16 protein-coding genes are annotated in these 25,908 nt (G+C 70.0%); 7 read left to right on the top strand and 9 right to left on the bottom strand.

Features of this window, described 5'->3' with window-relative positions; all coding sequences use genetic code 11:
• The 6 genes from D7V77_RS04815 to D7V77_RS04790 form a co-directional block, all read right to left on the bottom strand.
• A partial coding sequence (locus tag D7V77_RS04815) for a hypothetical protein (RefSeq protein ID WP_199733734.1) occupies positions 1-380 on the bottom strand: 380 nt, incomplete at its 3' end.
• Positions 380-889, bottom strand: coding sequence for a phage tail protein (locus D7V77_RS04810; protein ID WP_120575087.1), 510 nt, complete (start codon positions 887-889; stop codon positions 380-382). The genes D7V77_RS04815 and D7V77_RS04810, both read right to left, overlap by 1 nt.
• A 23-nt stretch (positions 890-912) precedes the next feature.
• Positions 913-2,880, bottom strand: a complete 1,968-nt coding sequence (locus tag D7V77_RS04805) for a phage tail sheath C-terminal domain-containing protein (protein WP_120575086.1) — start codon at positions 2,878-2,880, stop codon at positions 913-915.
• Between the two features lie 255 nt (positions 2,881-3,135).
• Positions 3,136-4,098, bottom strand: a complete 963-nt coding sequence (locus tag D7V77_RS04800; RefSeq protein ID WP_120575085.1) for a hypothetical protein — start codon at positions 4,096-4,098, stop codon at positions 3,136-3,138.
• Complete coding sequence (locus tag D7V77_RS04795; RefSeq protein WP_158624323.1) at positions 4,098-9,161, bottom strand: DUF4157 domain-containing protein; 5,064 nt, start codon at positions 9,159-9,161, stop codon at positions 4,098-4,100. The genes D7V77_RS04800 and D7V77_RS04795 overlap by 1 nt, the downstream gene beginning before the upstream one ends.
• A 323-nt stretch (positions 9,162-9,484) precedes the next feature.
• Complete coding sequence (locus D7V77_RS04790) at positions 9,485-9,733, bottom strand: PQQ-binding-like beta-propeller repeat protein (protein WP_233596695.1); 249 nt, start codon at positions 9,731-9,733, stop codon at positions 9,485-9,487.
• Positions 9,734-9,880: 147 nt separating this feature from the next.
• On the opposite strand from D7V77_RS04790, the gene D7V77_RS04785 reads away from it, so the two are divergent.
• From D7V77_RS04785 to D7V77_RS04770, 4 genes are all read left to right on the top strand, one after another.
• Positions 9,881-11,266 (top strand): sigma 54-interacting transcriptional regulator, encoded by a 1,386-nt coding sequence (locus tag D7V77_RS04785; RefSeq protein ID WP_255424549.1) that lies wholly within the window; start codon positions 9,881-9,883, stop codon positions 11,264-11,266.
• 18 nt (positions 11,267-11,284) lie between these two features.
• Positions 11,285-12,397, top strand: coding sequence for an ADYC domain-containing protein (locus D7V77_RS04780; RefSeq protein WP_233596694.1), 1,113 nt, complete (start codon positions 11,285-11,287; stop codon positions 12,395-12,397).
• Positions 12,394-16,158 carry a bifunctional serine/threonine-protein kinase/formylglycine-generating enzyme family protein gene (locus D7V77_RS04775; RefSeq protein WP_120575081.1) on the top strand — a complete coding sequence of 1,255 codons (3,765 nt, stop codon included), beginning with the start codon at positions 12,394-12,396 and terminating at the stop codon, positions 16,156-16,158. Before D7V77_RS04780 ends, D7V77_RS04775 begins: the two co-directional genes overlap by 4 nt.
• 221 nt (positions 16,159-16,379) lie before the next feature.
• Positions 16,380-17,129, top strand: coding sequence for a hypothetical protein (locus D7V77_RS04770; protein ID WP_199733733.1), 750 nt, complete (start codon positions 16,380-16,382; stop codon positions 17,127-17,129).
• Between the two features lie 677 nt (positions 17,130-17,806).
• Here the strand turns inward: D7V77_RS04770 and D7V77_RS04765 are convergent.
• From D7V77_RS04765 to D7V77_RS04755, 3 genes are read right to left on the bottom strand one after another with little or no spacing between them, the layout of a single operon-like run.
• On the bottom strand, positions 17,807-19,519 hold the full coding sequence (locus tag D7V77_RS04765) for a sodium:solute symporter (protein WP_120575080.1): 1,713 nt from the start codon (positions 19,517-19,519) through the stop codon (positions 17,807-17,809).
• Positions 19,516-19,695: a hypothetical protein gene (locus D7V77_RS04760; RefSeq protein WP_120575079.1), complete on the bottom strand. Its 180-nt coding sequence runs from the start codon at positions 19,693-19,695 to the stop codon at positions 19,516-19,518. The genes D7V77_RS04765 and D7V77_RS04760 overlap by 4 nt, the downstream gene beginning before the upstream one ends.
• Positions 19,692-22,175 carry a PIG-L family deacetylase gene (locus tag D7V77_RS04755; protein WP_120575078.1) on the bottom strand — a complete coding sequence of 828 codons (2,484 nt, stop codon included), beginning with the start codon at positions 22,173-22,175 and terminating at the stop codon, positions 19,692-19,694. Before D7V77_RS04755 ends, D7V77_RS04760 begins: the two co-directional genes overlap by 4 nt.
• Positions 22,176-22,307: 132 nt before the next feature.
• Here D7V77_RS04755 and bshC point away from each other — a divergent pair, with 132 nt between their 5' ends.
• Genes bshC through bshA form a run of 3 tightly spaced genes read left to right on the top strand, consistent with a single transcriptional unit; the run spans position 22,308 to position 25,896 of the window.
• Positions 22,308-23,933: a bacillithiol biosynthesis cysteine-adding enzyme BshC gene (gene bshC / locus D7V77_RS04750; protein WP_120575077.1), complete on the top strand. Its 1,626-nt coding sequence runs from the start codon at positions 22,308-22,310 to the stop codon at positions 23,931-23,933.
• Positions 23,930-24,736, top strand: coding sequence for a bacillithiol biosynthesis deacetylase BshB1 (gene bshB1 / locus D7V77_RS04745; RefSeq protein WP_120575076.1), 807 nt, complete (start codon positions 23,930-23,932; stop codon positions 24,734-24,736). The genes bshC and bshB1 overlap by 4 nt, the downstream gene beginning before the upstream one ends.
• Entirely contained in the window at positions 24,733-25,896 is a 1,164-nt protein-coding gene (bshA, locus tag D7V77_RS04740) for an N-acetyl-alpha-D-glucosaminyl L-malate synthase BshA (protein ID WP_120575075.1), read from the top strand. The genes bshB1 and bshA overlap by 4 nt, the downstream gene beginning before the upstream one ends.
• Positions 25,897-25,908 lie beyond the last annotated feature (12 nt).

The following is a 25,908-nucleotide window of genomic DNA, read 5'->3' as shown; positions in this document are numbered from 1 at the left end:
GTCTCCACCTCCGCGAAGGGGAAGCCCTCCCCCGCCTGCTTCACCGGCAAGCGCGACACCGGCAGCTCGAAGTCGAACCGCTCGCCGCACGCGCCGCACACCACCGTGTGCCACGACCGCTCCAGGCCGAGCAGCCGCTCCAGTCCCCGCATCAGGAACTGTCGATCCGCGACACACAGCTCACCGGCGAGCACCCCGTCCACCGGAGCACCGCCCACGTGCTCCAGCGCCGCCGCCAGCACCCGCGAGACCTTGCGCGGCAGCGACCCGCGCCCCCGCGCCAGCTCCGCGAGCTCCAGCTCGAGGACTCCGTCCGGTTCGCGGAAGGAGAACTGTCGCCGGAGCGCTCCGGCGCGGAGGAGTCCACCTGGCAGCGGCATCAGGTCTCCGCGGGCTCGGCCACGCTCGTGTCACGCTGCCAGCCCTCGTGCTGGAGCGTGAGCGTCTGGATGCCCACCGTGTTCATCGCCTGCGAGTCCAGGTCCGGCAGCGCCTGGTACTCCGACACCCAGGCCCGGAGGATCTTGTAGGAGATGGCCACCTGCCCCTGCATGTTGAGGACGTTGATCACCAGGTCCTTGCGGAAGTTCTTCAAGGACATCGCCGCGTCACCCTCGACGTTGTTCACCAGGGCGGCCCAGGCCTCGAACACGGGGTCATGCGTCAGCCCCTGCTCCAGGGTGATGGGGTCGTAGCTGGTGCCTCCCGGCAGGATGCGCTCGTGCGACGGGTCTCCCCCCGTGCGCCACTTGATGGCCTCCGTCTTCTTCTTCAGGGCGCCCATCTTCTTGAGCCCGGCCACCGGACGGCCGTCGATGAGCAGTTGGAACTTGAAGGTCCGGTACGGGTCGTGCCGGTGCGTGTTCACCGTGAACATTGGTGCGGCCATGTCTCATCACCTCGGTCGTGGACCTATTGCTGGAGCTTCTGCTGGATGCGGACGATGACGAACTCGGCGGCCTTGAGCGGCGCGAACCCGACGACGACGATGACCTGCCCCCGGTCGATGTCTCCCTGGGTCATGGTGTCGCCCAGACCGCAGCGGACGAAGTACGCGTCGGAGGCCTTCTCGCCCTGGAAGGCACCGGCCCGGAACAGGCCGTCCATGAACGAGCCGATGTTGGTGCGCAGCGCCGCGTGCAACCGGTGGTCATTGGGCTCGAACACCGCCCACTGGATGCCGTTGTAGACGCTCTGCTCGATGAGGATGGCCGTGCGGCGCACGGACACGTAGCGCCACTCCGGGTCCACCTTGGTGGCCAGCGTGCGAGCCCCCCAGAGGACCGAGCCGAAGTTCGGCAGCGCGCGCAGCGCGTTGACGCCCAGCGGGTTGAGCTGGTCCTGCACGCTGTCATCCACACCGAACTCCAGGCCCGCCACGCCCGTCAGCCCCGTCTCCACGCCCGCGGGCGCCTTCCACACGCCCCGGCGCGCGTCGACGCGCGACCACATGCCCGCCGCGAACGCCGAGGGCGCCACCTTCACCGTGGGGCTCTTCGTGCCCGGCGACTCCGCCTTGTAGAAGGGGTTGGCCACCTTCACCCAGGGGTAGTAGGCGACGGCATAGGTGGACGTCGGCAGCTTGAGCTGGTCCACGCGCGAGGCCGACGTCAGCTCGAAGCCAGGCTCCGGGTCGACGATGAGCACCCGGTTGCGCATCTCCTCGCAGTGCGCGAGCGCCGCGGCGACGGCGCCGTTGCCCGCGCCGGTGCTCGGCAGAGAGTTGCCCGGCAGCACCACCGTGGTGATGTCGCGGATCTTCCTCAGCGCGCCACCGAAGACGGCCTGGAAGTCCTCCGGGCGGGGCGCGTTGGCCGCCCCGCCCGCGAGCTTCGCCGTCGAGCTGGCCTCCACCGACGCGGGCGTCAGCATCACGGCGCCGTGTGCCGCGGTGGGGCTGGAGGCCGGGTCCAGCTTCATCGCCTTGGCGAGCGTGGGGCCCGAGCCCGTGTCGTAGACCTCCACGGAGGCGTACGACGACTTCGGCGACGAGAGCACGAACTGGCGCGTGGCCGTTTCGTAGGTGCAGGTGAAGTCCTTGAAGGGCGCGTCCGTGCCGGAGATGCCTCGCACCGCCTGCTGGATGGCGGCGGCCACCTTGTCCGCGTCCGCGGCCGCGTCCGTCCCGCCGAGCGCCAGGGGCGTCTTCAGGACCGTGAAGTTGCGCGTGCCCAGCGCGTCCAGGTTGATGCTGAACGACAGCTCCTCCGGGAGGCCGAAGGTGGTGAAGTAGTTGGCGGGAACCGCCGTCGCGTGGAGCGCCGCGCCCGTCAGCTTGCCGAAGTCGGCCAGGTCCTTCACGGTGCCGTTGGCGAACTCGAGCCGCACCGGCGAGGAGTCGCCGTTGACCACCGAGAGCGCGTAGCTCGGTGAGCGCTCGTTCATGGACAGGTTCGGGAAGGACAGGTCCGCCTTGAAGCGTTGCAGCCCGTCCACCAGCTCCATGTGGCCCACTTCGAGCGTGAAGGCCGGCGCCGCCGTGGAGGCCGAGCGCACCACGCGATGGTGGAGGCCGTTGCCCCAGGCTCCAGGGCTGGTGGCGCTCAACTTGAGCACCGGGTCCGGCGACACATCCGCGTTGTTCAGCGTCGCGGTGGCCGCCACGGCCCCCGTGGGGTCCGCCACGCGGGCGACATACGCGTCCTTGCCGCCGTTCTGGTAGTAGGCCAGCACCGCGAAACCCATCACATCCTGCTCACTGCTGATGGCCCCGAAGGTGCGCTCGTACTCCTCCAGACTGTGCACCAGCACCGGTGTGCCCAGAGGACCCCGCGTCGCCGCGCCCACGAAGGCAGCCAGCGACGTGGCGACTCCTTCGATAGGCTTTGCACCGCTCGGAATCTCCTCCAGGTAGACACCTGGATGCAGATAGGTCGCCATGCCACCTCTCCTTGAAATGAATATCAGACGCCCGACCCATCAGGTCATGACGCAATTCGAGCGGCGCGACTGGCGCCGGGTCCGTGTGTCGACGAGGCTTATAACCGGGGGGTCTGACATGTGACTCTCACCGCCCCCGCCAAACCATCAACTATACGTACCGGCATTTATGCCTTGGCTATTTCGCGGCGATTTTCCCAAGCCCCGTCGAGGTCTGTCTTTCGACCTGGCGCCAGGGTTTGAATCAAGCTGGATTCATCCGGTGATTTCGTGCCACCCGCCGGAACCACGACCGAACACCAGCCCGGGCCCCTCCCCCAGGAAGAAGACGGCGCGGCCGAGCGCGTTGAAGAAATCCATGCCGGTCGCGCCCACGCCCGACGACTCCAGGTCCCCCTGGTTCGCCTCGACCCACCGGAAGGGCGAACCGCCCGACACCAACTCGATGGCCGAGACGGGACATGCGAGTGCCTTGGAGATGGCGATGACGCGTGCTTCGTCGAAAACGCCCGGGTGACGCAGCTCAACGAAGGAAGTCTTCGTGCTCGGTGTCCGTCCCGCGCGCCACCGTCCACCCGGGGCGAGCCGTCCGGCCACGGCGCTCCAGTCCGACGCCTCGACATTCGACAACACCAGGAGGCTCTCGGGTGGCAGGGTCTCCAGCACATAGTCCGTGGCGGGAGGCGACACCTCCCAGTGTCCCTCTTCGAGGACTTCTCCCACGTGCAAGAGGGAGCCCACGGAGTTGCAGAAGTTACCGAAGCGCTCCTCGTACACGCTCTCCAGGGAGGCGCCACCGAGGAGCAGGTGGAGCGAAGGACCGCCCAGCGCGATGAGCGGACTGCTGGCTTCCTCGAGGGCCACCTCCATTGTGCGCCCGGAGAAGAAGCTGGCGAGCCCCTCTCGAGACAGGGAGTCATACAGGTCCATGCCCACCACCACGCCATCCACCACCGAGGACAGCGCCCGGAAGAAGTCGAGGTCCCAGCGCTCGGAGGGCCCGTCCTGGAGGGTCAACGCAGTGCCGCCTCTCGCGGTGGCGCGGATCACCCGCCAGGAGAACCGCCAGGGGCCGCTCGAGGAGGATGGCCCGGCCCCGTGACGCCACTGCCGCGAGTGGATGGTCCTGCCAGTCTTCGCCAGGGCCTCCGCGAGCCGGGCCGCGGCCTCGGCGGTCCCCACGCCCGGCGCAAAAGCTTTGATGAAGAGTCCCGCCATCACTGCTCCTTGAAGACGTGCGTCGTCCTGAAGACGTACGTTCCGTTCACGAACTCGACCCGAAGTACCCCATCGGTACATTGGATTTCGATGAGCTTGATGATCTGATTCTCGAAGACGTCCCCCACCGGCCGGGGGTCCTTCGTGTGCGACTTCAAGGGGCCGCCCCAGCCGGCCTTGACGTCCTTCATCTCCTTGCCATCCGGCTTGATGTAGACCTCCACATGGTTGAATCCAGCATTTCGCGCCTTCACCAGGGCTTTCATGGCCTGGCCTCGCGAGGCGGAGTCCTCGGCGGTCGACGGGAGATACTTGAGCTGCATGGCGCGTGGCGGTGAGCCGATGGTGCCGTCGATGCCCGGAAAGGATTTCCCCCCGGCGTCGCTGTCGAAGAGGACGACTGTCTCCTTCGAGCGCGCCTGGATTTCGGAGGCTTGCTGGATCTCGAAATCTTTCATCCTGGCCTCCTCAGTCCCCGAAATAATTCGGACGCCCTTTTCAGTACGTTCATGCGGCAGGTTGGGACGGAGAGGATCTCTCACCAGGTTGGCGACATGCCGGTGGGCCTGCTCCGTCAGGGCCATTGAGTCCGCCACGGAATCGACGAAGCCCCTCACGACGGATTCCTTCAATCCCTTCCCACCACTGGTGTCCAAGGACTTCTCGAGATCGCGGCCGCGGCCCACCTCACGATCCGCCCAGAGGTCGAACGCGGCCACTTCGTCTCCCGAGAACCACTGGCGCGCGGCCTTCTCGCGGTCCCCTATCTGCCTGCGGGCCTTCCCGCCGCCCGTCGTCACGGAGGTCGTGAACGGTGCCGTGCTCCCCGAGGCCGGCGGAACCAGGGTCACGAGATCCGCGGGCGACGAAGACGCCTGTTTCACGGACGCGGAGAGTTCGCTCAGGCGAAGCTCCAGCAACCGGGGCGTCGTGCTGTGTATCGCGGCGTCCTGGACCCAGGCCTCGACCCCCGTCATCCGGCCCTGGTGCTGGAGGAGCGCCGCCTGGTCGATGATCCTCGTGACGATCGACAGATTCCCATCCTTCTCAAGCACGGTCCGGAGGGTCGCCAGCTCCGCCTTCACCGTGGAGAGCGTGGTCGCGGTCGCCGCATGGTACTCCGCGGCCACATAGCCACGCCCGGCCTCCAGGGAGTCGACGAGCCGCTCGTAATGTTCGAGCTGGACCTCCAGCTCCGCGATGTCCCGCTGGACGGACTCCTTCTCACGGGCCAGCGCCGAGTCCTCTTTGTCTCCGACCCTCTGGATGCGTTCGTCGATGCCCGCGTGGAGGGACTCCAGCTCGCTGATGATGCGGTTCAGCTTGCGCACCTCCAGCCGGGACTCGAAGCCGAGCGTGCCGTAGCCGGGGATGCGCGTGAGGGCCTGGACGAGCCGGCTCAGCAACTGACGGATGTGGCCGATGGGCCCCTCGTAGCGGCGCAGGAGCCGCGCCGTCTCCACATGCGTGCGGATCTGGTGAGGCCCCGCTTCGGGTCCCACTTCGATCTGGACCCGGCCCTTGCGGTAGCGAACCCGCGTGGAGCGCCCCTTCAACTCCGGGGGCCCCAGCTCCACCACGGCCACCTTGCCCTGGAGGTCACCCAGCTCGAGCTCCAGCGCCGTGACGCGTTCGCTCTTCGCGGGCTGCCGCGCCGTCGGCCCCGCGGCATCCACGGGCAGCGGCCCTTCGTCGCCGGGCGCACGGGCCTCATGTGCCTCACGTGAGACCGGCTCCAGGACCTCGTCCGGCGTGGAGACCCGAGGCTCCCCCTCCGCCGGTCGCGTGGAGAGACCGTCCTCGGAGTCCGCGGCACGAGGCGAGCCGCCCGCGTCGGACGGGTGGAGCATCTGCACCGCCGAGCCCGCCGTCATCAACCCCGAACGGACCGCGCCGAGGATGGCCTCCGCCCGCCGCGCCGCCAGCTGGCCCGGACTGAGCTGCCCCTGCAACTTCTCCAACTCCGCCAGCTCCATCTCGAGTTGGTACGGAATGATGATGACCGTCGCGCCGAGCTGGGTGACGCCGTAGATGTGGAGGAGTCCCTGCAGCCGCTCCACGCGCTTCGCCCAGCGGGGCGCGTTGCGCAGTGCCGACAGAGCGGGAGCCGCCACCCCCGCCACGCCGCCGACGATGGCCGAGACGTCCATGAGGGTCTGGAAGTCCCACTTGAGCGCGCCCGCCGAGTGCCGCCGGGACAGGCTGTCCACCGCGACGATGGCCCCCGCCACGCCGCCCACCAGTCCGACCGCCAGGCCCGCGGGGCCGGTGAGGAACAGGCCCGCGATCTCCGCCACGGTGGCCAGGTCCGTCAGGCGCTGCATCACCCGGCCGCGCGTGCCCGGGGCGCTGCGCATGCGAGGCTCCAGCCCCAGGGGGCCGCCCGCCGCGTCCTCCAGCGCCTTCGGCAACCGGAGGGCCAGCGTGCCGCGCCCGTAGCCGTTGTTCTCCCGGAAGTCGACGAACGCCTTGCGCACCGCCTCCGCATGGCCCTGCGTCCCCGCCTGACTGCTGCGCCCCTCGAAGACGTAGCGGTCCTTCGGAGAGGGCGCCGTGACGTCCGCCAGCAGGTAGTGACGCGCTCCCTCGCGCGAGCCCTCCGCCTCGCCCAGCATCATGACGAGCTCGTGGGCCTGACCGTTCTCCTCGGAGACCAGCGTCACGGCCGGCCGGAAGTTGGCCCCCGGGATGCGCGCGCCCACCTTGCCGATGAGCTGGAGCCGCTGGCCCAACTGCTCCTTCTGCTGGGCGAGCTGCTGCTGGTACTCCTCCAGCGGGATGCCCTGCAGCTCGAGCTGCGCATCCAGCAATCGCGTCGCCGGTGTACGCGAGTCCCTGGCGACGCTCCCCTTGCGATCCGCGGCGAGCTGGTTCGCCACCGTGATGCGCTCCTCGAGCGCCGTGCGAGCATCGCCGCCCAGCTCCGCCACGCTGGCGGTCTCCACCCGTCGCAGGGCCACGATCTGGGCGTCGAGCCCGTCGCGCTCCTCCCCCGTGGCCTGGTCGCGCAGCGCCTCCAGTCGCCGGAGCTTCGTGAGGTTCTGGTCGTTCACCTGCGTCGCGCGCCGGTTCACGTCCATCACCTTGACGACGACCGCGGCCACGCTGGAGGCACGACGGACGGGCGAGTCGTCGTCGAACTGGGGCGAAGCGACGCAGCGGACGAGGAACTCGCCCTCGTGGTCCCACCCCACGCCCTGCTCGCTCCGAGGCGTGGTGATCAGGTCGATGTAGCTGCTGATGCTCGCCTTCCCGAAGCGCACCACGTTGCTCAGCCCCACCACCCCCAACCACGCGGAGCGCGCGGGCCAGGTGGCCACCACGGACAGCGCCGAACCGGACGTGGCGTCATCCACGTCCGCCGCCGTGTCCTCCGCGATGTCGTCCATCTTCCGCCCGAAGTCGCGAGCGATGGAGTCCGTGCGCGACAGCTGGTTGTCGGAGCTCAGGGCCGCGTTCCGCATGTCGCCCCGGCTCTCGGGCTGCATGTCCGTGACGTCGAAGATGTCCCAGAAGTATGTGATGGGCTGCATCCGCGCGCCCACCTGGTCCAGGGTCGTCGAGCCCGCGGACGCGTAATCCAGCGTCATCTCGAAGCGGCTGCTCGAGCCGGTGACGGTGATCTCCTGGCCGTAATTCACGATCTTCGAGGGGTACGGCAGCGTGTTGGCGACATTCCGGGCGCCCGCCAGCCGAGGCACGTCCGCGGGCAATGCGCCCCCCACGAACTGGCCGTCCTTGCCCGTGAATCCCGTCTGCTTCGCCCCCTTCGCGACCTGCGTGCTGTTGGCCGCGTCGCGGGACTCGCGCAGCTCCTCGGTGGCCTCTTCCACGCGCGACTGGAGCGCCTCCTCCGTCTCGCCGTCCGACACGGGCAGGGCCTTGCAGACCCCGTCCGCCCAGACGTTAACGAAGGGGCCACGCTCGTCGGACCACACCACCAACCGATCCGGAACGCCCCTCCCCTCTCCGCCAGGAGAGGAAGTCTCCTCGTCCCCCTCCTTCGTGGCGACGCTCCGGGCGATGCGCTCGCGCACCTTCGAGACGAGCCGCTCGGCGGTCGCGACATCACCCGAGCCGGAGTCGTCCACGGGCTTCGTCTCGGGAATGCCCACCAGCGCCACCAACGACCCCACCGAGGCGACCTCCGCCTGGAAGCGCGTCGCCTCCGCCGGTTGGAGCCAGTTGGTCAGGAAGGCCGTCTCGTCCTTCTCGAAGGACCAGGGCGCCCACCAACGCTCGTTCTTCTGCTCGACCAGGCGCACCAGCGCCGACTCCATGGCCAGGTAGTACCCCGTCGCCCAGATGACCGCGTCCGGTCGCATGGCGAACGTGCCCTTGCGCTTCCCGTTCGCATCGAGCCAGAGGATGTCCTGCCCGGAGACGATGAGGTGCGTCAGGTCCGCCACCAGATGGCGCTGCGTCGGGTCCAGCGCATTGGAGACGGCTTCCCGCCCCTCCGCCACCATCTGCCTGTTGGTGCGCGCAGTGGGACGCACGGGCACGACGTCCGCTTCCGGCCCGGCGTCCAGGTTCATGCTCACGTCGCGCATCACCGCGCCGGCGCTGGGCGTGAGCCGGGGAACCGGCATGCCGCGCACCGCGAGCGAGGCGGCCCGCTCCGCCTCCACCTCGGCCGGGTGCGAGGGCGTGGACACGGACTCCGGAAAGGCCGCCAGCCCGCTCACGCCGGCCGAGCGCTGCTGCACCACATGCGCCAGCTCATGCGCGATGAGGCGCTCTCCCGCAGGAACACCGGGGAGGTAGTTCCCCGCGCCGAAGACGATGTCCGTCCCCACCGCGAAGGCCCGTGCACCGAGCGCCCGCGCCGCGGCCCCCGCCTCGGGTGAGGTGTGCACGCGCACGTCGCCAAAGCCCGTGCCGAAGGCGGACTCCATCGAGTGGCGCGTGGCGGGCGCCAGGGTCTGCCCGGTGGCGAGGATGTCCCGCACCTTCGCCCGCTCGGACTCCAGGTCCTGCCGCGAATCGAAGCGAGGGCCCACGGACGATGTGGACGGGGCATGCACCGCTTCCCGAGTGGTTTGCGCCTTCACGCCTGACATGAAGCAACATCCCCCTGACATTCGCGTGCTTCACTCGAGTCAATGCTTCCGCGGTGCTGCCCCCTGGCGGAAACCCAACCACAGTACCGCACCGGTTCGTCGAGACTCCAGGTTGGCCGCAATCAGACTACCTGCTGCGATTGCATCGGTAGTCATACGCAGGGGCGACGCCATTCTGGCAATAACCGACACGTCAAAACGAATGGCTGACACGTCAGCCCCTCTCAAAACCTGCCTCTGGCGCAGGCACCGGGAGTCAATCCCTCACCCGGGAATCCAGTGGGTCCCATGAGGCGGGCGGCGCGCCGTGGGGAGCGCCCGCCTCATGGGACCCACGCTCCTTGCCGCAGGCGAGGGCGCGCGTCGACGGCAACCACCCCACCGCGCCGCGTTCCCACGTAGACGTCGTCGTCGACAACCCTTGGCGAGGAGGTCGCCTCGGAGCCGCACGAGACGCTCCAGCGGATGGCCGTCCAGCGGGATCGCTTGACCACGAGCGGCCCCGTTCCCTCGAAGTGTCCGGTCCGCGCGGCAGTGGCGCCAAAGAATACGGAGCGAGATGAACCCAACATGGGCAGCTCCCTCTCAGTAGCGTGCATGCACTGACGCGTTCGCTGACGCACGCGTAGTACTGGACCCGATTTTTCCGACGGGAGAATACAGCATGCGCAGGTTTTCCCGGATTCCTTCTCCTTGCAATATGATGGGTGGCGGCCAAGATGACCGACGACACCCTCAGCGCCGAGCACGCGCCCTCTGCTGAAGGCGGAACTGGAGCGGCGGCGCTCGTCCTTGCCTATACGCGGAACGCGTTCATCGGGGATGAGCGGCATGGGCTTGCAAACGGCTCGACGCTCCTGGGGCGTGGCGCACCACTCTTCTCCCGGGTCGCCCTGGACGACGCCCGGCTCTCCCGTGGCCATGCGCGCATCGAACGCGTCGAGGGGAGCTGGTTCGTCGAAGACCTGGGAAGCCACAATGGAACCCGTCTCAATGGACGACAGCTCACGGGACGCGCCCCCCTCGCGTGGGGGGATGTCCTTCGAATGGGGGACACGCTGTTTGTCTTCGCCGAGGCCTCCGAGGCCCCGAATGACGAACAGCGTATCGACGGACTGGTGGGCAGGAGCGCGGCGCTGACGCGCCTCCACCGCGACCTGGAGCGGGCGGCGCGGTATGAGCAGTCGGTGCTCATCCTGGGCGAAACCGGGACGGGCAAGGAGGTCGTGGCGCGCGCGCTCCATGTGCTGAGCGGCCGCGCGGGGCCCTTCATCGCGCTCAACTGCGGTGGCGTCGCGGAGAGCGTGCTGGACAGCGAGCTGTTCGGGCATGTGCGCGGCGCGTTCACTGGCGCGGCGGCTTCCCGGGACGGGCTTCTGCGCGAGGCGCATGGAGGCACGCTGTTCCTGGACGAGCTGGGGGAGATGCCGCCCATGCTCCAGGTCAAGCTGCTCCGCGTGCTGGAGACGCGGCAGGTCCGCGCCCTGGGAGGAACGCAGGAGCTCCCCATCGACGTGCGGGTGCTCGCGGCCACCCACCGGGACCTCGTCTCCCAGGTGAACGAGGCCGCCTTCCGCGCGGACCTCTACGCGAGGCTCGTCCAGTGGCGCCTCGTGATGCCCCCCTTGCGCGAGCGCCGCGAGGACATCGCGCCGCTCGCGCGCCACCTCCTCGGCCGCATGAAGGCCGAAGCCCGGCCCATCGACGTGGGCCTCGCCGAGGCACTGCTCCTGCATGACTGGCCGCTCAACGTGCGGGGCCTGCTCAACGTGCTCTCCATCGCGGTCATCGCTTCGGACGGAGGACCGCTGAAACTGGGGATGCAGGTGGAGCACGAGCTGAAGGCGGAGCGACGGATGCTGACGGCCAGGACTCCCGCGCCGACGTCAGCGGAGGAGGGGTCCTCCCAGCCTCCTGCTCCGCGTCCGGCGCGCGCAATCGAAGCCACCCCCCAGGAGTTGGAGACCCACCTGCGCGCGCACCAGGGAAAGGTCGCGGAGGTCGCCCGGCACCTCGGGTGCTCGCGGCAGCAGGTGTATCGGTGGATCGAGGACTTCGGGCTCGAGCTGGACCACTACCGCGTCCCCCCGCCGCGTCCCGGTTGAGACTTCCCAGAGGGTCCCATGCGTTCTCTGCTTCCCCTGTCGATGATGGCCTTGATGGCGGCGCTGAGCGGCCAGGACTGTGCCGTGCCCATCGCCTCCGGGCCGCGGGCCCAGGCCTCCCGCCCGGCCACGCCCCTCCAACCGGATCACGTCAACCCCCAGGCGCCCAGCCCTACCGGCTGGACTGGAGTCGATGGCGGCAGCGTCTTCTTCCGGAGACGGTTCGACGGTGTCGTCGGCATCTGGACGGGCAGCGATGAGCGGCCCTATCGAATCACCGAGGTCCCGCCCGTGGACCCGTGCCTGCCCGCGGTCCTTCAAGACGCGGGCGCCAGGCTCAAGTTTTATACCGTGACCGATGTCGCCCTGAACCGCAACGTCTGCGCCGGCAAGGGCTATCGCACGCAGAACCCCAATGAATGCTCACCGGACGCGGGCGACTTCTATCAAGGGAAGGCCGTGATCATCCCCGGCTGCTGGATGCCGGATGGAGGCTTCAACGACGGAGGCGGCGACGCGCCCTGTTTCACGGCGAGCTGCACGACGGGCGCGGTCGGCGTCTGCGCGCACTGGGGCTACCTCCCGGATCAGGAGTGGGAGGGAGGCCCCCCGCTCGCGCGGCTGTTCCAGGCGTGTGTGCGGGCCGCGCGCGCCGACTACAACGGTGACGGCGAGCCCTTCACGTGCCAGGGCACCTACGTCGACTTCGTCGACGGCCATGGCATCCAGACCCAGGACACCTTCGACGGCGGAGGGCTCCCGCCGCTGCTCTTCGAGGCCGCCTGGAACGAGCAAGGCGCCCTGCCCTTCGGGGTGATGCCAGGCGGGGGAAGTTGTCTGCGGCCGCGTTACGCCCCCGCCCCCCTCTCGAGCATCCACGGGGCGCCAGGAGCGCACCTGAAGGCGAGCTACGACTGCCAGCAGCCCGGCAAGGCGGGGACCCCCTTGAGGGAGTACTTCGATGGGGGCGTGCCCTTCCTGTTGCTGACCCAGACCTGGAAGAACGAGTACTGCGTCACGGACGATGGGTCGGGGGGCGGGCTCCGCACCCGTTGTCCCGCGTGCGGCGGGGATCCCCTCGGGCCGAAAACCTGTGAGGGTGGGAACTGCGCGTTTCCTCCAATGCCTTGAGCGCCTCCGGCCCGGAGGGCTGGGAGCCTCCCCCAGCGTTCGACGAGTACCGCCTCATCCGCCTGCTGGGCCAGGGGGGAATGGGCCGCGTCTACCTGGCTGAAGACACGGCACTCCAGCGGAGGGTCGCCATCAAGTTCATTGGCGCGGAGCGGTCCGGCCCGGGCCAGCGCGACCGGCTCTTCGCCGAGGCCCGGGCGCTCGCCCGCCTCCGCCATCCGAACGTGGTGACGGTGTACCGGGTCTCGGAAGTGGGCTCCCACCCCTATCTGGTGCAGGAGTTCCTCCCCGGTGACTCCCTGGGGAGCCTGTCCACGCCGCTCCCCCCGGAGCGGGTCCTGGCCATCGCGCTGGGACTGGGACGGGGACTGGCCGCCGCCCACCGCGCGCAGGTGCTCCACCGCGACGTCAAACCAGACAACGTCATGGTGCTCCCAGATGGCGAGGTGAAGCTCGTCGACTTCGGGCTCGCCCTCTCCTGGACGGCGGCTCCGGGGGACGCCGCGCCCGCGGCCCGGCTCACCGTCCCAATCGCAGGCACGCGCGGGTACATGGCGCCGGAGGTCTTGCGTGGCGAACCGCCCGGCCCGCGGGGAGACGTCTATGGCCTGGGCATGGTGCTTCATGAGCTGCTGGCGGGCCAACGCCCCTTCGACGAGCTCACCGCGAGCGGATCGGTGGACGAACCCAGGGCCCCCGAAGCGCGCGCACCCAACCCGGAGCCGGAGCCCTCCGGAAGCGGGCTCGGCGTCCGCCTGCGCGCCATCATCCTCCGGTGTCTGGAATACGATCCGGCACGGCGCTTCGCCTCCGCCGACACACTGTGCACAGAGCTCGAACGCCTGAAGGAGGACGGCGCCCCGGTGCCGGTCCCCCCTGGCAATCCCTATCGCGGGCTCCAGGCCTTCGAGGCGGAGCACCGGGGGTTCTTCTTTGGACGCGGAGCGGAGATCCGCGCCATCCATGAGCGGCTTCGCGCCCAGGCGCTGGTGCTCGTCGCGGGGGACTCGGGCGTGGGCAAGTCCTCGTTGTGCCGGGCGGGAGTGGCGCCGCTCGTCACGCAAGCGGGGCTCGAGGACGGCTGTGCCTACACCGTGCTGTCGCTCATGCCCGGGCGCCGGCCCCTCACGGCGTTGGTCGCCGCGGTGGCGAGCCGGCTCGGCCTGTCCGAGGAGACGCTGGCCGCCCAGGTGCGGCGTGAGCCCGCGGCGATGGCACGGACCCTGCGCGCCGCCGGGCCCATGCGGGGCACCCTGCTGTTCATTGATCAGCTCGAGGAGCTGTTCACCCAGAGCGAGCCGGACGAGGCGTCCGCCTTCACGCAGGTGCTCGGGCACCTGGCCATCCTGGCCCGGGGGGTGCGCACGCTGGCCACGGTGCGAGGGGACTACTTCACGCGTCTGGCGGCGCTGCCGGGGCTGGAGGATGAAGTGGCGCGCGCCCTCTTCCTCGTCAAGCCGCTGGGCCCGGAAGGGACGCGCGAGGCCGTGGTCGGTCCGGCGCGCGTGACGGGCGTCGCGTTCGAGACGGAGGCCCTGGTGGACACGCTCGTGGCGTCCTCCGCCCACGCCCCGGGAGGACTGCCCATCCTCCAGTTCACGCTCGCCGAACTGTGGGATGCCCGCGACCGGGTGACACAGCACATCCGGGAGGCGTCGCTGGAGGCGCTCGGGGGCGTGGCCGGGGCCCTGGGACGTCACGCGGACGGAGCGCTGGCGGCGCTGGCCCCCGATGCGCGCCTGGCGGCTCGCGGCCTGCTCTTGCGACTCATCAGCCCGGAAGGCGCCCGGGTCCGGCGGACCACCGGGGAGCTCGGTGCGGAGACCTCCGCGAATCGCATCGCGCTGGAGGCCCTGGTCCGGGCGCGGCTCGTCGTGGTCCGGCAGGACGGCGAGTCGCACGTCCACGAGGTGGCGCACGAAGCCCTGCTCGCGGGCTGGTCCACCCTGCGCGGATGGCTTGAAGCGGCCCACCAGGAGCGGCAGGTGCTCGAACGGGTGAGGCTCGCCGCGGCCGGCTGGGAGCGCGCGGACCGCCCCGCCTCGGCGCTGTGGAGCCGGCGTGAGCTCGACGCGGCGGTGACCGCGGCCGGCAACCTCGCGCTGACGCGGCGGGAAGCTGCATTCCTCAAGGCCTCGCGGCGGGCGCTCCGGCGCACCTTCGCGCGGCGCCTGGGTCTGGCGCTGGCCCTGCCCCTCACCGCGATGGTGGCGGGGGGGACGGCCTGGCTGAAGGGCCGCCACGCACTGGAGCGCACGGTGCAGGAGCACCTGGATGAAGCCCGGGCGTCCATCACCGAAGCCCGGGCCCACCACTCCGCGGCGAAGGCCTCGCGCGCGGACGCCTTCCAGACATGGGACGCGCGAGGGGAGCGCGCCCTCACCGGTGCTCCGGCCGTGGCAGAGGGAGGGCCGCCGGAGGAGACCTGGGCCGAGGCACGAAAGAGCGATGGCCGCGCGGACGAGGCCTACCAGCGCGCCACGCAGGCGCTCGACACCGCCCTGCTGCTGGACGGCTCGCGGCGGGAGGCCCGCGGACTGCTCGCGGAGGTCCTGATCCGGCGCATGGAGCTGGCGGAGTGGTTCTTCCGTCCCGGACAGCGGCGCGAAGCCCTGCGCAGGCTGGCGAGCCTCGATGACGACGGCACCGGCCAACGCCAGCTCCTCGCACCGCCGGTCCTGGACCTCGCCACGGAGCCACCGGGCGCGGAGGTGCTGCTCCAGCACGACACGGGCGTGCCCGGAGCGCCCAGGCTGTCCGAAGGCATCTCCCTGGGCCCGACGCCCATCGCGTCGCACGCCCTCGCGACGGGCCCGGGGTCCTATGTCCTCACCTTCCAGGCGCCGGGCCTGACGCGCGCCGTCCTGCCAGTGGTGCTCGCATCGGGAGAGGACCTGCGGGCGCGCATCCCCCTGCCGCGGGCGGCCGACGTCCCGGAGGGCTTCGTCTACGTCCCGCCGGGCCGGTTCCTCTTCGGAAGCAGCGACGACGAGGCCCTGCGGCGCGAGTTCCTCCAGGCGCCCCCGCTCCGGCAGGTGACGACCGGGGGTTACCTCATCGCCCGCCATGAGGTGACGTTCGCCGAGTGGCTCGCGTTCCTTGAGGCGCTGCCACCGGACGAGCGGAGGCGACGGACGCCTGGAGTGCGTTCCACGGCCGGCGCGCTGGCGCTCACCCGGGAGAAGGCGGGCTGGCGGCTCATGCTGCAGCCCACGCAGCACCCCCTCTCCGCGAGCAGCGGCGAGCCCATCCGTTACCCGGGCCGCGCCCACAGGGCCGTGCAGGACTGGTTGCGCTTTCCCATCTCGGCCATCTCGCTGGAGGACGCACGGGCGTACCTCGCATGGCTGGACCGCTCCGGGCGCGTTCCGGGAGCCCGGCTGTGTTCCGAATACGAGTGGGAGCGCGCGGCGCGTGGCGCGGACGCCCGCCTGTTCCCCATGGGCGACCTGCTCGCGCCGGACGACGCGAACTTCGATGAGACCTATGGCCGGCAACCGCTGGGCTTCGGTCCAGACGAGGTGGGGGCCCACCCTGCTTCCGCCAGCCCCTTCGGGGTGATGGACCTGGCCGGCAACGTCATCGAATGGGTGCGGTCGGTCCGCGAGCCCGGAGAGGCGGTGGCCCGCGGCGGGTCCTGGTACTACGACCGGATCTCCAACCGCTCCAATTCGCGCATGCCCAACGAGCCCTCGTCGAGGGACATCCGCATCGGCCTCCGCGTCTGCGCGCCCGCCCCGGTTCCGCGACACGCCCCCTGACGAGGCTGAAGCCGCCCGCGTCCGGACATGTCCGGACATGTCCAGGACAGGCGCGCGCACGCGACAGCGCCACCACCGCCACGGCTGTCACTGCCGTCACCGCGTCAGCGTGGGCTGGCACGACGCGTGCTCAAGGGGACGCCCGAGCCCACGCTCAACCCCCTTGAACATCCTGTTCAGACACACCCACCAACAGCAGTCCCCCCACCGGAGAGAAACCCATGATGTTTGCCATGGACGTGTCGCCCGAGATGACGCTCCCGCAAGATGAGAGCGCTTACGTTGCCAAGGTGGATACACAGGCGCGTGGAAGAGACAATCCCTATGGCTTCGAGGCGGGGGCTGTGAATTCGGCCGCCGACGGCACGACCTACTCCCTCACCATGGTGAATCAATCCGCCGAGCCGTGGATTTTCTATGTGTATCAGACGTTTCCGGAGCAGACGAACGACATCTTCTCGCTGGCGTGGCTCGCCAGCCCGTACATGATCGTGCCGAAAGCACAGATCACCTTCAAGTGGACGATCAACTACACCTTCCTCTGGGGACAGACGGGTGTCCTGCAGCCCGGCGTGCCGTTCGTGGCAGGGATGTCAATCGATGCGGATCCCTCAGTCGGGGACACGACCGAGTTTTCGGTGACGCCTGGCCCGAACCTGACTCCGGCGAAGGCCGGCGGCGGCCTCGGGACCTTGACCATCTACGATCAGTCTGACGTCCCCAACTCCCAGTTCTCGGTGGGCATCGGAATGGGGGATGCCGGGACGTTCGCGACCCAGGCCGGCACCAACCTCAAGCATGTCTTTACGCCCACGCCCTCGTATTGGGTTGCGGCCGGGGTTGACCAGAAAGTGGGGACGGTGCTGGACATCCAGACCGTCACCCAGACGGCTCCGGTCGTCTACCCGGACAATGTCTACTCACTCACTGCGACACTGCAAGACGACAACACGTGGAGCGTCAAGCCCTGAACCCGCGCCCATGACTCTCGAACGACCTCGGGAGGTGCGCCTGAGGTCGGTTCGGCGCTCCCCCATTCCTCGTGAATGCATGGGGCAGCCCCATGAGGGCGGCAAGGTCCGCTTCGCCTCCTTCAACAGGGTGGAGCCGGAGGCGCTGGTGGCGCGCTATCCCGTGGGGGCCACCCTCCCCGTGTATCCCCGTCCCGGTCAGCCCTCGGAGGCCGTGTTGGAGACGGGCCTGGGGAACCCGTCGCCAGCTTCCCCAGCGAGGAGAAGGCAGAAGCGCTGGCACACTGGCTGCGAATGCACCTGGAGGTTGGCGAGGCAGCTCCGGCAGGACGGCGTCCCGCGCGCGCTCGCGCCACGTCAGCAACTCCGGGTCCGCCACCGAAGACTGGCTGATGCCCTCCATCGCAGCATCCGTCCAGGGTGACGTTGATGGAGTAACGAAGGGGGCGCATTCCGTAGCACTCAGTCGCAGGCACGGCGGCACTCGCCCACACACTTCGACTTGTTCCTGGCGCCCTTGCAGTTGCTGTTGCACGCGCGCTTGCACTGGGTGACCGCCGCGGAAACACCGCCCCGGTGCCCTCCCCTTCGTCGCCTTCGGAGAACTTCTCGCCTGCGAGGTCCTCCGCCGGGAGTTCGGGTCGGGCATGGCTCGGCGACCAGGCCCAGCGCCAGCCTCAGGTCCCCGGCGCCGGTGCCGGCGTCTCGCCGCGCGGCAGGACGCCCTGCATCACCAGGCTCAGCACCATCACCAGCGCACAGCCGATGACGTTGAACCAGAGGTAGCCCACGTCGGAGAGGAAGAAGAGGGCAATCACCGTCGCCTGGGAGATGACAGCCGCCGCGAACACGGCATGGCCGCGCACGTGCTTCACGAAGAAGGCCACCAGGAAGAGGCCCAGCACCGTGCCGTAGAAGATGGAGCCCAGGATGTTGATGGCCTGGATGAGGTTGTCCAGCAGCGAAGCGAAGGTCGCGAAGGCCACCGCGACCAGCCCCCAGAACACGGTGAACAGCTTGGACGCCACCAGGACATGCCGGTCCGAGGCGTCGGGCCGGAACACCCGCCGGTAGAAGTCCACCGTCGTGGTGGTCCCCAACGCCACCAGCTCGCTGGAGATGGAGCTCATGGCCGCGGACAGGATGACGGCGATGAGCAACCCGAACAGGCCGCTGGGCAACCAGCGCTTCACGAAGGCGATGAAGATGTAGTCCGAGTCCTTTGTCTCCGCGCCCGGAAGCGCGCGCGCCACCATGGCCTTGGCCTCCTTGCGGACCTCGCTCGCCTGCCGCTGTGCGCCCTGGAGCAGCGCCCGTGACGCCTCGCCGGCCGCCACGTCGCCCGACTCGACGGCCGACAGGTAGCGCTCCACCTCCGCGCGCTTGCCGGACTGGACCTGCTCCCACTTCGCTTCCAGGTCGGCGTACTCGGCCGCCTGCGCCGTGCCCTGCACGCGGGTGCGCAGCGCGTCGTTGAAGAGCAGCGGCGGCGTGCTGAACTGGTAGAAGACGAAGACGAGAATCCCGACGAAGAGGATGAAGAACTGCATCGGGATCTTCAGCACGCCGTTGAAGAGCAGCCCCAGCCGGCTCTCGGAGATGGAGCGGCCCGTCAGGTAGCGGCCCACCTGGGACTGGTCCGTGCCGAAGTACGACAGCGACAGGAACAGACCTCCCGTGATGCCGGACCAGAAGTTGTAGCGGTCCTGCATGTCGAAGTCGAAGCTCACCACGTTCATCCGGCCGAACGCGCCGGCGACATCCACCGCCTTGCCGAACGACACGTGCTCCGGCAGGCGCCAGAGGATGACCGCGGCGGCCACCACCATGCCGCCCATCATCACCACCATCTGCTGCTTCTGCGTCTGGCTCACCGCCCTGGAGCCTCCCGTCACCGTGTAGAGGATGACGAGCGCACCCATGACGATGACCGTGGGCTCCAGCGGCCAACCGAGGATGGTGGAGAGGATGATGGACGGCGCGTAGATGGTGATGCCCGCGGCCAGCCCGCGCTGGATGAGGAAGAGGAAGGCGCCCAAGAGCCGCGTCTTCAGGTCGAATCGCGACTCCAGGTACTCGTACGCGGTGATGACGTTCAGCCGGTAGTAGATGGGCACGAAGACCGCGCTGATGATGACCATCGCGATCGGCAGGCCGAAGTAGAACTGCACGAAGCGCATCCCGTCCTCGTAGGCCTGCCCGGGGACGGAGAGGAAGGTGACGGCGCTTGCCTGCGTGGCCATGACGGCCAGGCCAATGGTGGGCCACCGCAGCTCACGGCCTCCACGCATGTACTCGTCGCTGGTGGCCTGCCCCCGGGACTTCCAGAGGCCCCACACCACGATGAACGCAATCGTCCCGCCCAGGACCAGCCAGTCGAGCCCCGTCACGCGTACGCCTCGGTGAGTCCCCAGAACACGGCGACGAACAGCACGAAGGCGCCCAGCACCAGGATGTAGATGTTGCGCCAGGAGCCCAGCAGCGGCGGCGCGTCATCGAGCTCGGGCCGGCGCACGGGGGCGACGGCGGCGGGCTCGGGAGGGGTCAGGTTGGGAGCGGTGCTCATGGAGAGAGGATGTTGGCCAACAGGCGGTAGGCGCCGGGAACCCCGGCGGGGAGCTGACGGAAGAAGGCGAGGCCCGTGTAGATGAAGGTGCCCTTGCCATGACGCGCGACCAGCAGCGCGCCCTGGAGCGGCGCCTCGCCGGCATCGTGCATGGCGAACACGGGCTGATAGCGGGCGTCCCACGACGACGCGAAGTAGAGGCCACGCTCCTGCACCCAGCCCTCGAAGTCCGCGGCCGTCAGCGCATTGGGCGCGCGCAGCAGCGGTTCATTGGCGCGCAGCGGCGTCATCACCGCCGTCTCATCCGTCACCCGGTCGCGGCCAATCTCCAGCGGATAGGGCCCGACGAAGGACGTGAGCGGCCCCACGCGGCTGTTGGTGTTGTACTGCACCACCAGCCGCCCGCCGCCTTCCACGTACTGGAGCAGCCGCTCCCGGTGGACGGCCAGGTGCGTGTTGGCGTTGAAGGCGCGCACGCCCACGAGGATGGCGTCGAAGCGCTCCAGCGGCTCCCGGGCCAGCCGCTCCTCGGGGAGCAGCGTCACGTCGTAGCCCACCGCGCTCAGGCTCTCCGCGACGCGGTCGCCCGGACCGGGGATGTAGCCAATGCGCTTGCCCTTCATGGCCAGGGAGAACGGCACCCCCGTGGCCGTGGAGGGCTGGCGCACCGTCAGCGGCGGGATGTGGGGATGGGATACGGGACGGGCACTCCACGACCAGGCGCGGCCTCCCACGTCGACCTCCACGGAGAGGACTCCCTCCTGCTTCGAGCCCGGGGGCGGTGTGACATGGAAGGTGACGGTGCGCTCGTCTCCGCGCGCCGCGAGCTTGAACTCGACCGACGCGGGCTCCACGCGCCAGCCGGGCGGCGCCACCATCCGCACCGTGCCCGGCACCTGGTCCATCCCCGCGGCCAGTTCCACCGGCACGGCACGGGACTCGCCGTTGGGGAACATGAGCACGTCCTGCGCCAGCGTGGCGGTGACGGGCGGGACGACCTCGAAGTCACGGTAGAGCTCGCCGCGCACCGGGTCCGTCCAGGCGTGGACCACCGGACGCACCGCGCGGAAGCGCCGGCCCGCGACCTGGTACTCGAACGCCACCGACAGCGCGGGAACGCCCTCTGGCTGGCCGGTGAGCGCGCGGTCCTCGCCCTTGAGCGTGTAGAGCCCTCCGGTGACAGGCTCCCGGAGCCAGTAGGGCGTGGAGATGGGCGCCGTCACCGGCAGCGTCACCGTGCGCGACAGCTTCAGGGGCACGTTCGCGGCCAGCGCCTTCCCCACGGCTTCGGGTTTCCCGCCTGGCAGTGTCAGCCCCACCCACTCGACGGCGGCGGGCGAGCGGTTCAGCGCCACCACGTCCAACGCCACGGGCAGCCCCGGGATGCCCGTGGGCGCGGCGGCGCGCACCTCCAGGAACAGCCCCGCGCAGTGGGCGATGAGCGCCTCCACCTCACGCAGCTTGGGCGCCTTCCACGGGTGGGTGTCCGGCAGCGCGGTCAGCGCCTCGTGGACGCGGACGAGCGCGGGCAGGGAAAGGTGAGGGGCGCGCGCATCGAACGCCTTCGTCGCGGCGGCCACCGCGCGGGCCACCGCCTCCGAGCCCGTCCAACGCTTCCAGGAGAAGTCGAGCCCCTCGAACACCTCGCGCTTCGGAAGCGTCCCCGCCAGCGGCGTGAAGTACTCGGCGGCGGGGCCCCGGTCCGCGGCCTGGCCGAAGCCCTGGCTCTTGTGCTGGCTGCGGCTCTCCGCGGCGACCTCGCCCCACGAACGCCCGAGCAACGCGTCGTAGCCGCCCACCTCCAGCTTCACGTAGCGGGACAGGTCCTCATCGGGCTTGAACGACCACGAGGAGGCGTTCTGCAGCAGGCGGTCCGCCTTCCACGGCTTCACCTCGGACAACTGCTCGGGAAAGCGCTTCGGGTCGGCGGCGGCGATGAAGGCCTCCGCCGCCAGCAGCGCGGAGGCCGTGTGGTGGCCGTGGTTCGGAGGCTCCGTGGTGAAGCGGGTGATGATGACGTCCGGCTGGAAGCGCCGGATGGCGAGCACCACATCCGCCAGCACCGCTTCATGTCCCCAGATGCGCAGCGTCTCTTCCGCGCTCTTCGAATAACCGAAGTCCCGCGCCCGCGTGAAGAGCTGCTCCGCGCCGTCCACGCTCCGCGCGGCGAGCAACTCATGCGTGCGGATGAGGCCGAGCAGGGGGCCCTGCTCGGTGCCGATGAGGTTCTGCCCACCATCCCCGCGCGTCACGGACAGGTAACCCGTGCGCAGGCCGCGTTCTCCCACCAGCCATGCGAGCAGGCGCGTGTTCTCGTCGTCCGGGTGGGCCGCGACATAGAGCACACTGCCCGTCACTCCGAGCCGCTTCAGGCCCGCCGCGATTTCACCCGCGTGGGGCTGCCGGGCTGGCCGCGCCACCGCCGTCGACCCGAATCCAAGGCTCATGGCCAGCATCATTCCGAGGAGCAGGTTCCGCATCCGGACGGACCCTATACCAACCCGCGCGGTCCGCATTCATTCCGGGATGACGCCCGCCGTCACGCCCGAACGCGGCGTGCGAGCACGCACTTCGGGTGGCGGGCCCGCCGCGACCTGTTATCACCGCAGGCCGTGACGTCCTCCTTCTCGACCGCGTGGCTTCGCGGAGATGCGTCCGCGCTCTCCTTTCTTTCGGATGACTATCGGCACAGTGAAGCGCGCGCCCGGGCCGTGGCCGCCGCCGCGTCGCGCACGGTGTCGCCCGCGCTGCTGGACGTCCTCGCCGCGCAGAACGCGCGCCTCGCGCCGAGTCCCGCCCGGGAGCGAAACCTCGCGCTGCTCGCGCGGCCCGGCACCGTGGCGGTGGTGACGGGACAGCAGATGGGCCTCTTCCTGGGCCCGCTGTACACGCTCTACAAAGCCGCGTCCGCCATCGTCACGGCGCGCGCGCTCCAGGAAGAAACCGGCCGGCCCTGCGTTCCCGTCTTCTGGCTCCAGACGGAGGACCACGACCTTCCGGAGATCGACCACTGTGTCATCCCACGCCCGGGCAAAGGGCCCTGTCGCCTGGCGCTCGAGCTTCCGGATGCGGCAACGTCTCGAGCGCCCATCGCCCACCGCCACCTGGGCCCGAGCGTCCTCCCTGCCCTGGCCACCCTCCGCGCCGAGCTGGGAGCAGAGCCCCACGCGGAGGAGTTCCTCTCCCTGCTGGAGCAGGCCTACCGTCCCGAAGCCACGCTCGCGGGTGCCTTCACCGACGTGCTGTCGTCCCTCTTCGCCGACGAGGGCCTGGTCTTCCTCGACCCGAGAGACGCACGGCTGGCGCCACTGGCCGCGCCCGTGCATCGCTTCGCCCTCCGGGAAGCGGGAACACTCTCCGCGGTGCTCGCGGCCCGTGCGGAGGCGCTCACCCGCGCGGGCTACGCGGTGCAGGTCCATGTCCGCCCCGGCTCGCCGCTCAGCTTCTTCTCACCGGATGCGCTGGATGGCCCGCGCTACCGGCTGGATCCGGCGGAAGCAGGCGCCTGGAGTCTGGTGGGCCACCCGGAAGGCAGCGCCATCCCCCAGGACGCGCTGCACGCCGCCCTGGAGCGTGAACCGCTGCGCTTCACCACGTCCGCGCTGCTGCGCCCCTTCCTCCAGGACACCTGGCTCCCCACGGCGGCGTATGTCGGCGGCCCGGGCGAGCTGGCCTACTTCGCGCAACTGGCGCCGCTCTACGCCCACGCGGGCCAGCCGATGCCGCTCGCCATTCCCCGGGCCCGCTTCCGCGTGCTCGATGACCGCGCGCGCCGGTGGCTCGGCAAGGTGGGGCTCCAGCCGGATGAGGTGAACGTGCCGCGCGACACGCTGCTCACGCGGCTGGCCACGCGGGATGCCCCGGAGCCGGTGGAGACACCCGAGTCCCTGGAGGCCCGCCTCTTCAACGCATTCTCCTCCGAGCTGGAGCGCGTCGCCGGACAGGTGTCGGCGGTGGACGCAAGCCTCCAGGATGCGCTGCGCCGCACCCAGGGCACGGTGCGGGTCGCGGTGTCCCGGCTGACGGGCCGCTACCGCCGCGCGCTCGCCCGGCGCGATGCCACGGCGGCCGGACAGGTGGACCGCCTGCGCACGTTCCTCTTCCCGGAGGACGCGCCCCAGGAGCGTGTCCTGGGGCTGCCCTACTTCGCCTGCCGCATCGGGACGCGTGCCTTCACGAAGCAGGTGCTCGACGCGTGTGTCCCCTTCTCCGGTGACTCGAAGGACCTGACGCCATGAGCGCGACCAGCACCGCCTACGACATCGACGTCCTCGCGTTTGGCCCACACCCGGATGACGTGGAGCTGTTCTGCGGCGGGCTGATGGCGAGCATGGCCGCCCGCGGCTACCGCACCGGCATCGTCGACCTGACGCGCGGCGAGAAGAGCTCGCGCGGCACGCCGCAATCCCGCGCGGAGGAGACAGAAGCCGCCACCCGCGCGCTGGGGCTGGCCCACCGGGAGAACCTGGAGCTGCCAGACGGCTGGCTCAATCCCTGGGCGGGCTTCGACACGCCCGAGCCCGAGCGCGCCCGCACCGCCGCCGTGGTCCGCGTGGTGGAGGCGCTGCGCCGCCTGCGTCCGGAGCTGGTCGTCGTGCCCTGGGAGCAGGAGCGACACCCGGACCACGAGGCGGCCAGCGCGCTGGTGACGCGCGCCCTCTTCTTCGCGGGCGTGCGCAAGTTCGACGCGCAGTCCGCCGCGGAGCCCTTCACGCCGCGGCAGGTCCTCTACTATCCGCTGCGGCACCTGGCCGAGCCTGGCGTCATCATCGACGTCTCCGCCGTCTACGAGCGCAAGCTCGCGGCGGTGCACTGCTACGCCAGCCAGGTGATGCCCCGCCCGGACGCGCCGCCCACGCTGGTGGGCTCACCGCTGTCGCTGTCCTCGCTGGAGGCCCGGGACCGCTTCCATGGCGCGCAGATTGGCGTCACCCACGGCGAGCCCTACATCCTCCGCGAGGCGCTGGGACTGGCCGACCCGCTCGACCACTTCCGCAGGAATAGCTTCGCCCGGCCCCTGTTCTTCCCAGCACGCACATGAACGCCCCGCTCAACGTGGCCATCACCTGCTTTCCGACGTTCGGTGGCAGCGGCATGGTCGCCACGGAGATTGGCCTCGCGATGGCGGACCGGGGCCACCGCGTCCACTTCATCGCCCGGGACCTGCCGGTCCGGCTCCATGGCGCGAACCGGAAGGTCGTCTTCCACGAGGTGACGGAGAGCGACTACCCGGCGCTCCAGCAGTCCAGCACCTATCCCATCGCGCTGGCCTCCAAGATGATCGAGGTCGCCAGCTACGAGCGCCTGGACATCCTGCACGTCCACTACGCGGTGCCGCACGCCACCGCCGCGTGGATGGCGCGCGAGGTGCTGGGCCCCAGGGCGCCGCGCGTCGTCACCACGCTGCACGGGACGGACACCACGCTGGTGGGAATCGACCCCAGCTACCTGCCGATTACGCGCTTCTCCATCATGCGCAGCGACGCGGTGACGGTGCCGTCGGCCTACCTGCGCCGCGCGACGTGGCGGGGCTTCGACATCCCCGAGAGCGTCCCCATCGACGTCATCGCCAACTTCGCGGACACCGCGCGCTACGCACCGGTGCGCGACCGCGCCTGCCTGCGCACGCTCTTCCCGGACCTGCACGACGACGAGCCGGTGCTCATCCACGTCTCCAACTTCCGGCCGGTGAAGCGCATCGTCGACGTGGTCTCCATCTTCACGGAAGTCCACCGCCGCCGTCCCTGCCGGTTGGTGATGGTGGGAGACGGTCCAGAGCGCTCGCCCGCGGAGCGGATGCTGCGGGAGATGGGCCTGGAGGCCCGCGTCGCGTTCCTCGGCAAGCAGGACCGCTTCGAGGAGCTGCTCGCCGCCTCCGACGTCTTCCTGCTCCCCAGCGAGCAGGAGAGCTTCGGGCTCGCCGCGCTGGAGGCGCTGAGCTGCGGCATTCCCGTGGTGGCCAGCGACCTGGGCGGAATCCCAGAGCTTGTCACGCACGGAGAGACGGGCTTCCTGGCGCCGCTGGGGGATGTCCCCGCCATGGCCCGGCACGTGCTCACGCTGGTCGAGGACGCGGAGCGCTGGCGGGGCTTCTCACACCGCGCGCGGGCGCGGGTCCTGGAGCACTTCCAGATGGCCCCCGCCATCGACCGCTACGAGGCGCTCTACCGCCGGCTCCTCACGGAGCCCCTCGGTCGCTGAGGGGCCCCGGGA

It is taken from the genome of Corallococcus sp. CA041A (genome assembly GCF_003612075.1).
GTDB lineage: Bacteria > Myxococcota > Myxococcia > Myxococcales > Myxococcaceae > Corallococcus > Corallococcus exiguus.
Note: the sequence above shows the minus strand (reverse complement) of the source record. Positions and strands in the feature narration are given on the sequence as shown.